Below are 14,624 nucleotides of genomic sequence, written 5' to 3'. Positions count from 1 at the left end.
CCGTCAGCGTTTGCTATGCGCCGGAGTGCTGGGGGAGGCGGCGGGTGACCGGGTCCGGTCCCGGCGTGGGCGCGGTGGTCGCGGGCGCCGGGCGGGTGGAGCGCCACAGCCGGACCAGGGACAGCACGGCGGCCGCGGCGAGCAGCCCGTTGCGGGCGAGCATCAGCGCGCAGCCCGTCCAGGTGCAGGCGATGACCTGGCCGTACAGGGCCGGATAGGCGACGGCGCTCAGCGCGGTCGCGCCCAGCACCAGAGCGGCCACCGGGCGCTGCACGGTGTGCCGCGAGGTCAGGCACACTGCGGCCAGGCCCAGCAGCCAGATCATGTACTGCGGGCTGATCACCCGGCTGGTGACGGTGAACAGCAGCACGGCGCTCAGCGCGGCGTCGTACGGCGTCGCGGGCGTCCAGCGCCGGGCCCGCAGCCGCCACAGGAGCAGCAGTGCGAAGGCCACCGCCGTGAGCGCGAGGGAGAGGTGTGCCACGGTCCGCACGTGCGGACCGGTGAACTCCATGGCGCCGTACTGGTAGCGCACCTTCCCCGGCCACCCTGCGTGCGTCGCGAAGGCGAGCGCCGTACCGCCGAGCGACTCGATCTGCACGCCCCGCCCGCCCTGCTGGCGCAGGAAGGCGAAGGGGTTGGCGAACAGCGCCGCGAGGACCGCGAGCGACCCCGCCCCGGTGACGGCGGCCCACACCCACGCCGAACGCGTCGTACGCCCCCTCGGCGTGCCCAGCAGCACCAGCGCCGGCCACACCTTCACCAGAGCGCCGAGCGCCGCGAACACCCCGCACGCACGCGTGGAGCGCGGCAATGTCAACAGGGAGATGACGGCGAGGGCCGTGACCTGCACGTCGTAGCGGGCGAGCGGGACGTGCAGGAGCAGCGGAAGGCCGCCCACCCACATCGCCGCCCCGAGGAGCCTGCGGCCGGGGCGGTTGCCCGCGACGGCCAGCGCCAGCGCGATCGCCGCGTCGGCGGCGAGGGTGAGCACCACGAACGCCTGGAAGTACGTCAGGCCCGGCAGCAGCGCGGGCGACAGCAGCACCGCGCCGGCTCCCGGCGGGTACTGCCACAGCGGGTCGTGCGCGGGGAAGGCGCCGTGCGCGAGGGTGCCGTACCAGTCGTGGTACAGGTGCCACACCTCCCGCGCGACCGTGCCCCCGCCGAGCCGGGGCGCCGCGTCGTGTGCGAGCAGCCACAGCATCAGGGCCCGGGTGGCGAGCCAGGCGGTGGCGAGGGCGAGGAGCCGGCGCTTTCCGGCTGCGGACATCACGGCTTTCGTCACGGCGTTCATCACGGCGGATCGTAAGCCGGGCGTATGGTGTATGCCTGCTAATACACCGTCAATGCTCGGTAAGAGCCTTTCCACGGGAGAAAATCAGCCGTGTGCTGAGCGAGGACGCAGGGCGGGCGAACCGTCGGTGGGTGGGTGCGGAGATCGTGGCCGTGGCGGTTCCCGCCGTCGTCATACTCGTGATCGGTCTGTGGGGGCTGGACCGCGGCGGCATGTGGGGCGACGAGAGCGTCACCTTCCTGGTGGGGCGGCGCACGGTGCCGCAGATCTGGCAGCTGCTGCACGGCCTGGACGCCGTGCACGGCCTCTACTACCTGTTCATGCACATCGTCCTCGCCGTCCACCCCGGTGAGGTCGTCCTCCGGCTGCCGTCCGTGCTCGGGGCCGCCGCGGCCGCCGGCCTGGTCGCGGCCCTCGGTGTACGGCTGGTCCGTCCGCGGGTCGGCCTGTGGGCGGGTCTGCTGTACGCGATCACCCCGATGACCGGCCACTACGCCCAGGAAGGGCGGTCGTACGCACTCGTCGCGGCGGGCGCGGCGGCGGCGACACTGCTGCTGGTGCGCGCGGTGGAGGGGCCCTCGCGGCACGGTTGGCGCTGGTACGGCGGTGTCCTCGCCGTGACCTGTCTGCTGCACGAACTGGTCGTCCTGGTGCTGTGCGCGCATGCCCTGACGCTGGCGCTCATGCGGGTGCCGAAGAGGGTGTGGCTGGGCTGGGGGCGGGCGGCGGGGCTGGTGGGGGTCCTTCTGCTGCCCCTGGTGTGGGTGTCGCACGAGCAGGCGGGGCAGGTGGGGTGGCTGGTGACACCCGGGTGGGACCAGGCGGGGCTGCTGGTGCGGGACTTCGCCTTCGCCCCGGACGGGGTGGTGTTCTGGGTGGCCGTCGCGCTGATGGTGCTGGGGCTGGGGGCGGGCCGCCTTGCGGCGGTGGCACTTCCGCTGCTCGTGCTGCCCCCGGCGCTTCTGATCGCCGTATCGCAGATCCGGCCGCTGTTCCACGAGCGGTATGTGCTGTACGCGCTGGCGGGGGCGCCGTTGCTGGCCGCGGCCGGCGCCGAGCGGGTGGCCGGGGTGGTGGGGCGCCTGCGGCTGGGCGGTGGTCGTGTGCCCACCGGTTCCGACGACCGTCGGTGGACCAGGCACCGGCTGCCCTACGGCCGGATCGGCACTCTCACCGGTGTCCTCGCCGTCGCCCTCGCGTTCGTCCAGTGCCTCCCCCTCTACCGGCAGGACCGCTCCCCGGCGCACCGCCCCGAGAACCTCGGTGCCGTCGCCGCCCGGGCCGCCCGGGACATCCGTCCCGGTGATCCGGTGCTCTTCCTGCCGTCGAACTGGAGGCTGACCGCGCTGGCCTATCCCAAGGCGTTCCGCCGGGCGCGGGACATCGCGCTGCGGGAGTCCGGGCCCCGGTCCGGGACGCTGAGCGGCATCGAGACCACACCTCAGGAGCTGCGGCGCAAGCTGGCCGGCGTGGACCGTGTCTGGGTCGTCGCCCAGTCGAGGCTGCTGAGCTCGGGGCCGCTGCCGGCCGACCCGACCGAGCGCGTCAAACTGGCCGTCGTGGAGGAGCAGTTCACCGCGCGCGAGAGATACGTCAGCGGCCGGGTGACCTTCCTCCTCTACGTCCGCCGCTCCGCTGCCTCCGCCTCCGCCGCCGTGGCCGCGTCCAGTCCCCGGGTGAGCTCGTCGAGCCGGGACCGCAGCTCCCGGATCTCCTCCACGTCGAAGCCCGTCGCCGCGACGATCCGGCGCGGTACCTGAACCGCCTGATCGCGCAGGGCGGCACCCTCCTCGGTCAGCCGGACCTCCACCGAGCGCTCGTCGCGGGCGCTGCGCTCACGCCGTACCAGACCGGCCGTCTCCAGCCGCTTGAGCAGCGGGGACAGGGTGCCGGAGTCGAGCCGCAGATGCTCGCCCAGCTTCTTGACCGGCAGCTCGCCGTGCTCCCACAGCAGCAGCATCACCAGGTACTGCGGATAGGTGAGCCCGAGGTCCTTGAGGATCACCCGGTAGATGCCGCCGAAGGCGCGTGAGGCGGCGTTCAGGGAGAAGCAGATCTGCTGGTCGAGGCGGAGCCAGTCGGTGGTCGGGGTGTCGGGCGCGGTCGTCATGCGTCCAGGATAGCCCTTGCGAGCCATTTAGTTGTGCGCAATTGAATTGTGTGCTCTACTTGTGGTCGTGAGGCGGCCGCCAGAAGGGCCGCCGGAACACGACTTCGAGAGGGATGGTCATCCATGGACGCGCTCTACACCGCTGTCGCCACCGCCACCCACGGCCGTGACGGTCGGGCCTTCACCAACGACGGCAAGGTCGACGTCAAGCTGGCCCCGCCGGTGGAGTTCGGCGGCAACGGCGAGGGCACCAACCCCGAGCAGCTGTTCGCCGCCGGTTACGCGGCCTGCTTCGGCAGCGCCCTCGGCCTCGTCGGCCGCCAGGCGAAGGTCGACGTCAGCGACGCCGCGGTCACCGCCGAGGTGGGCATAGGCAAGCAGGGCGAGGGCTTCGGGCTCAAGGTCACCCTCCGCATCGAGCTGCCGGACACCGTGGACGAGGCGACCGGCCGCAAGCTGGTCGAGACCGCCCACCAGGTGTGCCCGTACTCCAACGCGACCCGCGGCAACATCGACGTCGACCTCGTCATCGAGTAAGACCGGTCACCGTCAGCTCAGCGAGTGCGCCCGCTCCGCCGCAGGAGCGGGCACCACGGCGGCCGTCTGCGGCGCCGGCATCTGCTCGCCGAGCAGCACCGTCCGTACGACCCGCTCGGCGGCCCGCCCGTCGTCGAACTCGCAGAACCGTTCCCGGAAGGCGGCCCTGAGCCCCGCGGACTCCTCGTCGCGCCAGGTGTCCGAGGCGAACAGCCAGGCCAGCTCCCGGTAGGAGCGCGACACATGGCCGGGCGCCTCGGCGGTGATGTCGAAGTAGGCGCCCCGGCTGGCCGCGTACGCGCCCCAGTCGTCGGCGTGGATCACGATCGGCCGGTCCAGGTTGGCGTAGTCGAACATCAGGGCCGAGTAGTCGGTGACCAGCACGTCGGAGGCGAGCATCACATCCTCGACGTGCGGCTCGTCCGTCGCGTCGACGAGCACGCCGCGTGCGTGCAGATCGGCGAGGCCGAGCCCACGCGCCGTGCCGGTGGCGAGAGTGGGGTGCAGACGTACGACGAGGGTGTGCCCGGCGCCGAGGTCCGCGGCGAACCGCGCCAGGTCGATCCGGTCGACATGCCCGCCCCGGCGGTAGTCGCGGCGGGTCGGCGCATACAGCACGACCGTGTTCCCCGCGGGGATCCCGAGCCGCGCACGGACGGCCGCACCGTGCTCCGCGGGCTGCTCGACGAGCACGTCGTTGCGCGGGCTGCCGGTCCGCAGCGAGGTGAAGTGACAGGGGTACGCCCGGTCCCACACCAGCTCGGAGTGCCGGTTGGCGACCAGGCTCAGATCCCAGCGGTCGGCGCGGTGCAGCATCTTCGGCACACTGAAGCCGTGCCGGGCGCCGGGCTTGGTCAGCAGGTCGGCACCCATGTACTTGAGCGGTGTGCCCTGGTGGGTGTGCACATGGATCTGACCGGGGCGTTTGACCAGGGAGCCCGGCCAGTTGACGTTGTTCACGCAGTACGTGGCACGCGCCATGACCGTGTGGTACTCCCGCGAACCCGGCGTCACATAGTCGGTGCCGGGCGGCAGCGAGTCCACCGCGTCCTCCCGGACCACCCACACCCCGCGGATGTGCGGGGCGAGTTCGCGGGCCTTGGCGTGGATCGCGGCCGGGTCGCCGTGCATGCCCGCATGGTGGGTGGCCGAGTAGACGGCCAGGCGCGGATCGAGGGGGAGCCTCGACTGGGCTGCGTACCAGGTGCGTTGGGCCACCGCCGATGCCTTGCCGACCGTCCGCCGCTTGCCCGCCCCGGCGATCCTGCGCAGCCCGCGGACCCCGCACAGCGCCGCGTACGAGAGATAGGGCGAGCCCGCCAGGAGCCGCATCTCGGTGCCGCGCGGGCCGTCCGGCGGGGTGAAGTCCTCGGGGCAGTGACGGCGGTGGAAGGCGCGCATCTCGCGGTAGAAGGCGGAGCGGTCCGACGCCGTCACCCGGTCCTCGCGGGCGAGCACGAACAGCATGTGGTCCAGGGCCCGTTCGAAGAGCAGGGGCCGCGCCCAGGCGAGGTCCTCGCGTTCCTCCAGGAACGCGAACAGGCCCTCGTACTGCGGAAAGATGTCGAAGTGCCTGCGCCCCGGCGTCTTGGTGATCGCGCCCTGCCGGCGCTGCCGGTATTCGACGCCGATCCGGTTGAGGCAGGCGATGCGGTCGGCCAGCACCATCGAGCGGTAGGTGACGGGCGCGTCCTCGTACAGGCCGGACGCGTACTGCAGCCCGTGTTCCTGGAAGAAGGCCCTCCGGTACGCCTTGTTCCAGGCGACCAGGAACAGCTGGACGTACTCGGGGCTCTCGCGGAGGCTGAAGACGTCCTGGCCGGCGGCGGCCAGCAGGGCGGAGGCGTCGCTCGGGCCGCCCCGCCCCCACCAGTGGGTGCGTACATGGTCGAAGACCAGGATGTCCGGGTCCGCGGCCGACTTCAGCCGGTCGGCGACGGCGGCGAGCAGGCCCGGGGTGTAGTGGTCGTCGCTGTCGAGGAAGAGGACGTAGTCGCCGCGCGCCTCGGCCAGCCCGGCGTTGCGGGCCCGGCCGAGACCGACGTTCTTGGGCAGGTGCAGCACGCGCACCCGCTCGTCGTGTGCCGCGTACTCGTCGAGGATCGCGCCGCAGCCGTCGGGCGAGCGGTCGTCGACGGCGATCAGCTCGAAGTCGGGGTACGACTGTCCGAGCACCGAGTCGAGGCACTCGCGCAGGAAGCCCTGCACCTTGTAGACGGGGACGATGATGCTGAAGCGGGGCACGGGTTTCAGTTCCTCACAAGGGCGGGGACCGGGGCCGGGGTGCGCTCGGCGAGCGGGATCACGGGCGGGATCGACTCGGGCGGTTCGCCCAGCAGCACCCGGCGTACGACCCGCTCGGCGGCGCGTCCGTCGTCGAACTGGCAGAACCGCTCACGGAAGGCGGCCCGTGCCGCCGTCGACTCCTCTCCGGCCCAGGAGCCGTCGCGGAAGACCCGGGCCAGCTCCTGAGGTGTCCGGGCGACCGGACCCGGTGGGTGCTCCATCAGGTCGAAGTAGACGCCCCGGGTCTCCCGGTAGACGTCCCAGTCGTCGGCGTACACCACGACGGGCCGGTCCAGGTTGGCGTAGTCGAACATGATCGACGAGTAGTCGGTGATCAGCGCGTCCGCGGCCAGACACACGTCCTCGGAGGAGCGGTGCGCGGTCACGTCGATGATCCGGCCGGTGCTCCGCGCCGTGCCCCGGTCGTAGAAGTAGTGGGCGCGCAGCAGCACGACCACGTCCTCGCCGGCCTCCTCGCAGAAGGCCTCCAGGTCCAGGCCCGTCTCGAAGCCCGTGTGGTAGTCGCGGTGCGTGGGCGCGTACAGGACGGCCGTCTTGCCCTCGGGGACTCCCAGCTCCCGCCGGATGCGGGCCACGTCGTCCGCCGTCGCCGTGTAGTACACGTCGTTGCGCGGATAGCCGTACTCCAGCGTCTCGTGCGCGGCGGGGAAGGCCCGCTCCCACATCTCGGTGGAGTGACGGTTGGAGGTGAGGTTGTAGTCCCAGCGGTCGATACGGGCCAGCAGCTTGGTGAAGCTGCCGGTCGCCGCGGCCACCACGGGATAGGTCGCCTGATCGACGCCCATCTTCTTCAGCGGGGTGCCGTGCTGCGTCGACAGGTGGACGCTGCCGGGGCGCTTGACGACGGCGTCCGCGAAGTTGGCGTTGTTGACGAGGTACTTGGCGGCGGCGAGCACGTCCCAGTACTTGGTGCTGCCGATGACCGCGTACTCGATGCCCTCCGGCATGGTGTGCTCCTGGTCCGGTTCGACCAGGAACACCGAACGCAGATGCGGGGCCAGTTCGAGGGCCTTGGCGTGGATCGCGGCCGGGTTGCAGGCATAACCGCGGCCCCAATAGGCGCAGTAGACGACGAGATTGGGGTCCAGCGGGCGGCGCCGATTGCGCGCGTACCGCAGGCGGGTGCGGACCATGTGGGGGCGCGGCAGCCGCTCGGCCGCCTTCACCGCTGCCTGGTTGGCCTCCCGCAGGGCCCGGAACGCCGTGTACGCCCCGGCCGCCAGCAGCCGGTGCTGCAGGCCCAGGCTGCCGGGCGGGGTCCGGTGGCCGACGGGGCGGTGCCGCCGGTACAGCGTGCTCGCCAGCCGGAAGAAGGCGCGGCGCCTGCCGGACAGCCGCCTGGGGTGGGCGGCGGTCTTCAGCACGGCCGCGAAGAGCTGTTCGAACAGCGCGTTCAACCGGTCGCAGGGCAGGTCCAGTTCGGCGGCGCGGGTGAGGACCAGGTCGGTCTGGGCGAGGAGTTCGAGGTGGTGCTCGCCGGGGAGGGCGAGCCGGCTGCCCTGTCTGCGCACCAGATGCCGTACGACGACCTGGCGCAGCACCGCGGCCTTCTCGGCGGCCAGCGTGACCAGCCCGCCGAAGCCCACATCGGTGAAGTGGCCGTCGGGGAAGCCGATGCACTGCTCGACCAGGAAGGCCCTGCGGTAGGCGGCGCTCCACGCCGGCAGCTGCACGCCCGTCAGCTCGGGCACCTGGTCGGGGGAGAAGGCGCCGGCCGGTGTCTTCGGCAGGAGCAGCGCGGCCGGATTGGTCGGCTCGCCCTCCCACCAGGGCACCCGCTCGTGCTCGACGTACAGGACGTCCACGTCACCCGTCTCGGCCAGGCGGGCGTCCAGCGCCGCCAGTGCCCCGGGGACGAGGGTGTCGTCGCAGTCGAGGAACAGCAGATAGGTGCCGGTCGCCGCCCGCATCCCGGTGTTGCGCGCCCCGGACAGACCGGCCGTGGGCGGCGAGTGCACCGTGGTCACCCGGGAGTCCCGCTCGGCGTATCCGTCGACGACGTCCGCCGCGGGCGTGCCGGGGCCGTCGCAGACCGGGATCAGCTCGAAGTCGCCGAAGGACTGCGCGAGCACGGAGTCCAGCGCCTGGGACAGCCGGCCTGCCACCCCATGGGACGGGACGATGATGCTGAAGCGGGGCATGCTGCTCTTTCTGTCGAGTTTCGTGCGGGGACCCGGTACGTCTCAGCCGAGGCGTCCCGGCCGCCCTGTGGGACGCCAGGTGGACGGCCGGCTCGGTGTGGGCCGCGACGGGCTGGAGGGCATGCGAACTCCCCGGAGTGAGAACGGCGTTCAGAGGCTGTCGGTGACGGTCAGCGGGCCGCCGGGTTGCGGCACGGTCGCCTGCGGGGAGCGTGCGAGGGCCGCGGCCGCGGAGGGCACGGGGTGGCGCTCGGCGAGCGGAGTCACCGGCGGCAGGTCGGTTTCGCCCAGGACGACACGGCGTACGACGCGCTCGGCGGCGCGTCCGTCGTCGTACGGGCAGAAGCGCTCGCGGAACGCGGTCCGCAGCTGCGTGGAGCGGGAGCCGCGCCAGTGGCCGGTGGCGAAGATGTCGATCAGCTCGTCCTCGCTGCGGGCGACCGCGCCCGGCGGGAAGGCCCGCACGTCGAAGTAGGTGCCTCGGGCCGCCTCGTACGCCGCCCGGTCGTCGTCGGCCGAGTGGAGCACGATCGGGCGGTCCAGGCCTGCGTAGTCGAACATCAGGGACGAGTAGTCGGTGAGCAGGACGTCCGAGGCCAGGCAGAGGGGCTCGACGCCGGGGTGGCCGGTCACGTCGATGATCCGGGCGCTCTTCGGTACGGGGCCGTGGGTGCGGGCGAGGACGACGTAGCGGGGGCCGAGACGGCGCAGCAGGCGTTCCAGGTCCAGGGGGGAGCGCTGGGTGCGGCAGTGGTCGCGGCGGGCGGGGGCGTACAGGACCGCGACGCTGTCCTCGGGGATGCCGAGGGACTCACGCAGGCGGGTGACGTCGTTCGACGTGGCCTTCTGGAACACGTCGCTGCGCGGGGAGCCGTATTCGAGCGTGGTGTAGCTGCCGGGGTAGACCCGCTCCCAGGTGAGGGTGGAGTGGCGGTTCGCCGACAGGACGTAGTCCCATTTGTCGACGTCGTCGAGGAGCCCTTCGAAGTCCAGGCCGCGCGCCGCGGCCGGGCGTTCCTGGAGGTCGAGGCCCGCGTGCCCAAGCGGGGTGCCCTCCAGGGTCTGCACCAGGACCTGATGGGGGCGCTTGACCAGGCGGGGCTCGAAGCCGGTGTCGCTGACGAGGTACTTGGAGCGGGCCAGGGTCGTCCAGTAGGCGGCCGTGTCGGGGCGGGGGAGCCAGGTCGTGCGGATGTGCGGCGCGAAGGTGCGGAAGGCCTCCTCCAGGGCGCCCGGGTTGCAGCCGTGCTCGTGGCCGTCGTACGCGGTGAAGGCGGCGCGGTCGGCGCGCAGCGGCAGCCGCAGCTGGATGTGGTAGTGCAGACGCAGCGCCGTCGCTCTCGCGGTGCGCAGGAGTTTGACGGAGAGCTTGACCGTCCTGCGGTGCAGGGCCGCCGCCAGCTGCAGCGAGCGGTAGGTGCGGTGCAGGCCCCAGCGGATCAGGGTGTGGCGCAGGCGGGAGCCCAGCGGGAGGGGCGGGCCGGGAACGCGGTAACGGCGGTAGTGGGCGCGGGCCTTGCGCAGGAACTCGGCGCGCGAGCCGCGCGGCAGCCGGTCGCGGCGGGCGAACACCTTCGTCACGTGGTCGACCATGCGGCGGAACAACACCGGCCGCCAGCGGGCGAGTTGGGGGTGCGCGTCGAGGAACGCGAAGACCCGCTCGTACTGTTCGAAGAGGTCGAAGTGCTTACGGCTGGTGGTGGAGAGGATGCTGCCCTGGCGGCGCTGCCGGTAGTGCACGCACACCCGGTCGAGGGTCGTGATGGACTCCGCGGCCATCAGCACGGGGAACGTCCACGGGGTGTCCTCGTAGTAGCCGGGCGGGAAGGTGAAGCCCTCGCGTTCGACGAACTCCCGCCGGTACGCCTTGTTCCAGGCCACCATCAGCAGCTTCAGCAGGCCCGGGCGGTCCTCCAGGCGGAAGGGCGCCGTGCCCTGCTCGGTGAGCTGGTCGGCGACGACGTTGCGGACGGTCTCGCCCGACCAGTAGGTGCGCGCGTAGTCGTAGACGACGAGGTCCGGCTCGCCCGTCTCCTTGAGGCGGTCGGCGATGGCGCGCAGGGCGTGCGGGGTGAGGGTGTCGTCGCCGTCCAGGAAGACCAGGTAGTCGCCGCTCGCCCGCGCGAGGCCCGCGTTGCGGGCGCGGCCAAGGCCCTGGTTCTCGGTCAGGTGCAGGGGCTGCACGCGCGGATCGCGGGCCGCGAACTCGTCGATGATCGCGCCGCTCGCGTCCGGGGAGCAGTCGTCGACGGCGATCAGTTCGAGATCGGGATACGACTGCGACAGCACCGATTCCAGGCATTCGTGCAGATACGCCTGAACCTTGTACGCGGGGACGATGACACTGAACCTGGGCAAGGCACATCCATGGGGTCGGCGCGGACGACGGGGCCTTGCCCGGGAACGGCCGATGGAGTGACTTGGTTACGCCGGCTGCGGCATACGGGGGACCTCGGGTGAACGGAAGGGGGCGGGGCCGTAACGTCCCACCCCCTGTGGCGCGTTGTTCCCCAGGACTATTTGACGGCGCCCGCCATGACACCCGAGACGAACTGCCGCTGGAACGCGAAGAACACCACCAGCGGGATCACCATCGAGATGAACGCGCCGGGCGCCAGTACGTCGATGTTGTTGCCGAACTGCCGTACCTGCTGCTGCAGGGCGACCGTCAGCGGCTGCGACTCCGCGTTCGAGAACACCAGCGCCACCAGCATGTCGTTCCACACCCACAGGAACTGGAAGATGCCGAGCGACGCGATCGCCGGCGCGCCCAGCGGCATGACGACGGTGAGGAACAGCCGGGTCTCGCCCGCGCCGTCCAGCCGTGCCGCCTCCAGGAGTTCCCGCGGGATCTCGGCGAAGAAGTTCCTGAGCAGGAAGATCGCGAACGGCAGTCCGAAGCCGACGTGGAAGAGGACCACGCCGATGATGTCACCGAAGATCCCGATCCTGCCGAAGAGGTCGGCGAGCGGGATCAGGGCCACCTGGACCGGCACGACCAGCAGTGCCACCACGACCAGGAACCACCAGTCGCGGCCCTTGAAGTCCATCCAGGCGAAGGCGTATCCGGCCATCGCGCCGAGCAGCACCACGAGGAGCGTGGCCGGCACCGTGATCCAGACGGTGTTGAACAGCGCGTGGGTGATCGCGTCCTTCTCCAGGAGCGACTGGTAGCTCTTGGCGGTCAGTTGGCTCGGCGCGGTGAACACCTTCCACCAGCCCGAGGTGGCGATGTCGGTCGGGTCGCGGAACGACGAGACCAGCAGGCCGAAGGTGGGCACCAGCCAGAACAGGGCGACCAGGATCAGGAAGATCCGCATCACCCCGCCCGCCGCGCCGCTCGCCACCCGTGTGGCGAGGGAGCGCTTGGCGCGCACGGTCGTGTCGAGGGCGGTCACCGCTGACGCTCCTTCCTCAGCCGGCGGATGTTCACGAACATCACCGGCAGCACGAGCAGCAGCAGGATGACGCCGATCGCACTGCCGACGCCCTCGTTGCCGCCGCCGCCGAAGGACGACAGGAACAACTGCAGGGCAAGGACGTTGGCGTCGTCCTGACTGGGTTGCGGGGCGATGATGTAGACCAGGTCGAAGATCTTCATCACGTTGATCATCAGCGTGATGAGGACGACCACCAGGACCGGTGCGAGCAGCGGGACCGTGACCCTTCTGAAGACCTGCCACTCGTTTGCGCCGTCCACCCGGGCCGCCTCCAGCAGATTGCGGTCCACGCCCGCGAGGCCCGCCGCGATCAGCACCATCGCGAAGCCGGCCCACATCCACACGTACGCGCCGATGATGGCCGGGGTGACGAGCGTCGGGCCGAGCCAGTCGATGCCGTTGTACGGAGCCGAGAAGTTCGAGGCGGGGAGCCTGAGCCGGGCCCCGTCGGCCGCGGCCGGCAGGGTGAAGGTGCCGTCGGTGCCGCTCTTGGCGGAGGCGACCACCTTGCCGTCCTTCACGGCCTCCACCTTGACGCCCTTCAGCGCCTTCTCACCCGGGTCGACCTTGCCCTTCGTACCGCCGCCGCCGAGCTTGAAGTCCAGCCAGACGGTGCCGGTGACACCCGGGCCGCTCGCCGTCCTCGCGTTCTCGGGGGTTCCGGGCAGCCTGTTGGGCGCGATGCCGACCAGCGGGAGCAGGGCCGGTGTGCCCGCCTTCACGGTGCCGGTCGTGGTGAACGAGCCGCCGCCGGACGGCCTGAGATCGGTCGCCGTCTCGTTCGGCCGCGCACCCGGATACACCGAGGACGACACGAACGTGTCATGGATGGACTTGGCGACCGCGTTGGCGGCGCCCAGATGGGGGTCCTGCTCGTAGACGAGACGGAAGATGATTCCGGCCGCGAGCATCGAGATCGCCATCGGCATGAAGACGATCAGCTTGAACGCCGTTCCCCAGCGCACCCGTTCGGTCATCACGGCGAAGATCAGACCCAGTGCGGTGACGATCGCGGGCGCCACCGCCACCCAGATCGCGGTGTTGCGTACGGCGGTCAGAGTGGCGTCGTTGCTGAAGATGTCGCCGTAGTTCTTCAGCCCGACGAAACCGGAGCCGTCGGCGTCGTAGAGACTGCGCCAGACGGAGTACCCGATCGGGTAGACCACGAGCGCCCCGAGGAGCACGAACGCGGGCAGCAGAAACAGCACCGCCACCCACAGCCGGGTCCCCGTGACGCTCTTGTGCGGCGAGACGGAGGGCGTCGGCAGTGCGCCGGCGCCCCCCGTCGAGTTCGCTACGGACGTCATGGCCGCGCCGTCAGCCGGCCGCGTACGCCTTGGCCGCGTCGGCCTCCAGCTTCTGCTGGGCGCCGGCGACGTCCTTCGGGTTCCTCAGGAAGTCCTGCAGGTCCTTCCACTCGCCGATGCCGGCCGTGCCGCCGAAGGCGGCCGGAGCCTGGTCGGACATGTCGAAGCGGAAGTTGTCACCGGCCGCGAGGAGTTGCTTGGCGATCTGGGCGGTGATCGCGTCCTTGTACTTGGACTGGTCCATCTCCTTGTTCGGGGAGAGGATGCCGCCCTGCGCCGCCCAGATCTCCGCCGCGTCGGTGGAGGCCAGGAACGTCAGCAGCGCCTGGGCTCCCTTGTTGTCCTTCAGCGCCACCGCCACGTCGCCGCCGCTGACCACGGGGGCCTGGGAGCCGACCGCCGGGAACGGGAAGACCTTCGCGTCCGTGCCCAGCTTCGCCTTGGTGTCGCCGTTGATGTTCGCGGCCACGAAGTCGCCCTCGAAGACCATCGCCGCCGGGGTGGAGCCGGAGAAGGTCTGCGTGACCGACTTCGGGAACTCCGTGTTCAGCGCGCCCTTGGTGCCGCCCGCGATCAGGTCGTTCTTGCCCCAGAGCTGGGCGAGCGTGGTGAGCGCGTCCTTGACGGACGGGTCCGTCCACTTGATCTTGTGCGCGGCCAGCTGGTCGTACTTCTCGGGGCCCGCCTGGGAGAGATAGACGTTCTCGAACCAGTCGGTGAGCGTCCAGCCGTCCGCGCCGCCGATCGACACGGCGGGCGAGCCGGCGTCCGACAGGGTCTGCGCGGTGCTGAGGAAGTCCTTCCAGGTCTTCGGCGTCCGCGTGATGCCCGCCGCCTCGAAGGCCTTGGTGTTGTACCAGACCAGGGACTTGTTGGCGGCCTTGGCGTAGACGCCGTACTGCTTGCCCTTCCAGGCGCCGAGGTCGACCCAGCCCTTGCTGAAGTTCTTGTCCAGCTGGGCCTTGGCGTCCGCGCCGAGCGGTTTGAGCCAGCCCTTGTCCGCGAACTGGTGCAACACGCCGACCTGCGGCAGGAACGCGACGTCCGGCGGCTGGCCGCCCTGGATCTTGGTACCGAGGAAGGTGGAGGTGTTGTTGCCCGTCGGCACGAAGTTGACCTTCGCACCGGTGCGCTTCTTGAACTCGTCCATGACCTTCATGAAGTTGTCCTGCTCGGCCCCGGTCCAGACGGCTGCCACCTCCAGCGTCTGGCCGTTCAGCTTGGGCAGCTTGACGGAGCCGGAGCTTCCCGAGCTGCCACCGCCGTTGTTGCTCTTGTCGCCGCCCCCGCCCCCGCCGCAGCCCGTGAGTGCCAGCGCGAGTGCCGCCGCCAGGAGGGCGGCCGCGGATTTGGCGGCCCTGCGTGTCCGGTTCTTGCTGCTCGTGCTGCGCATCACTGCCCCGTTCTCCGTTCTTCGTCGAACGTCGAGCGCTGTCCCGTGTGATCTGGTCTACGCCCGCGGGATGGGGTCGGCAAGTGTGCGTC

Annotated in this window: 9 protein-coding genes and 1 pseudogene; 2 read left to right on the top strand and 8 right to left on the bottom strand. The window is 71.1% G+C overall.

The features are described from left to right. Positions 1 to 13: 13 nt before the first annotated feature. On the bottom strand, positions 14 to 1,297 hold the full coding sequence (locus tag ABD355_RS25520) for a glycosyltransferase 87 family protein (protein ID WP_344402945.1): 1,284 nt from the start codon (positions 1,295 to 1,297) through the stop codon (positions 14 to 16). A gap of 212 nt (positions 1,298 to 1,509) precedes the next feature. Between ABD355_RS25520 and ABD355_RS44885 the strand changes: the two are divergent. Beyond that, positions 1,510 to 1,989 (top strand): annotated as a pseudogene (locus ABD355_RS44885) (glycosyltransferase family 39 protein); the annotation flags it as partial. 926 nt (positions 1,990 to 2,915) lie between these two features. Here ABD355_RS44885 and ABD355_RS25510 read toward each other — a convergent pair. After that, positions 2,916 to 3,407, bottom strand: a complete 492-nt coding sequence (locus ABD355_RS25510; protein WP_344402944.1) for a MarR family winged helix-turn-helix transcriptional regulator — start codon at positions 3,405 to 3,407, stop codon at positions 2,916 to 2,918. Between the two features lie 123 nt (positions 3,408 to 3,530). Here ABD355_RS25510 and ABD355_RS25505 point away from each other — a divergent pair, with 123 nt between their 5' ends. Beyond that, a complete protein-coding gene (locus tag ABD355_RS25505) occupies positions 3,531 to 3,944 on the top strand; it encodes an organic hydroperoxide resistance protein (RefSeq protein WP_344402943.1) in 414 nt (137 codons plus the stop codon). Positions 3,945 to 3,956: 12 nt separating this feature from the next. On the opposite strand, the gene ABD355_RS25500 is transcribed toward ABD355_RS25505, so the two are convergent. The 6 genes from ABD355_RS25500 to ABD355_RS25475 form a co-directional block, all read right to left on the bottom strand. Continuing rightward, positions 3,957 to 6,188, bottom strand: coding sequence for a bifunctional glycosyltransferase/CDP-glycerol:glycerophosphate glycerophosphotransferase (locus tag ABD355_RS25500; RefSeq protein ID WP_344402942.1), 2,232 nt, complete (start codon positions 6,186 to 6,188; stop codon positions 3,957 to 3,959). A 5-nt stretch (positions 6,189 to 6,193) separates the two neighbouring features. Beyond that, complete coding sequence (locus tag ABD355_RS25495) at positions 6,194 to 8,392, bottom strand: bifunctional glycosyltransferase/CDP-glycerol:glycerophosphate glycerophosphotransferase (protein WP_344402941.1); 2,199 nt, start codon at positions 8,390 to 8,392, stop codon at positions 6,194 to 6,196. Positions 8,393 to 8,542: 150 nt separating this feature from the next. Further along, on the bottom strand, positions 8,543 to 10,750 hold the full coding sequence (locus ABD355_RS25490) for a bifunctional glycosyltransferase/CDP-glycerol:glycerophosphate glycerophosphotransferase (RefSeq protein WP_344402940.1): 2,208 nt from the start codon (positions 10,748 to 10,750) through the stop codon (positions 8,543 to 8,545). 158 nt (positions 10,751 to 10,908) lie between these two features. After that, a complete protein-coding gene (locus ABD355_RS25485) occupies positions 10,909 to 11,790 on the bottom strand; it encodes a carbohydrate ABC transporter permease (protein WP_344402938.1) in 882 nt (293 codons plus the stop codon). Continuing rightward, entirely contained in the window at positions 11,787 to 13,139 is a 1,353-nt protein-coding gene (locus tag ABD355_RS25480; protein ID WP_344402937.1) for a carbohydrate ABC transporter permease, read from the bottom strand. Before ABD355_RS25480 ends, ABD355_RS25485 begins: the two co-directional genes overlap by 4 nt. Positions 13,140 to 13,149: 10 nt before the next feature. Beyond that, on the bottom strand, positions 13,150 to 14,532 hold the full coding sequence (locus tag ABD355_RS25475; RefSeq protein ID WP_344402936.1) for an ABC transporter substrate-binding protein: 1,383 nt from the start codon (positions 14,530 to 14,532) through the stop codon (positions 13,150 to 13,152). Between the last annotated feature and the right edge of the window lie 92 nt (positions 14,533 to 14,624).

The organism is Streptomyces longisporus, assembly GCF_039532765.1.
GTDB classification, from domain to species: domain Bacteria; phylum Actinomycetota; class Actinomycetes; order Streptomycetales; family Streptomycetaceae; genus Streptomyces; species Streptomyces longisporus.
Note: the sequence above shows the minus strand (reverse complement) of the source record. Positions and strands in the feature narration are given on the sequence as shown.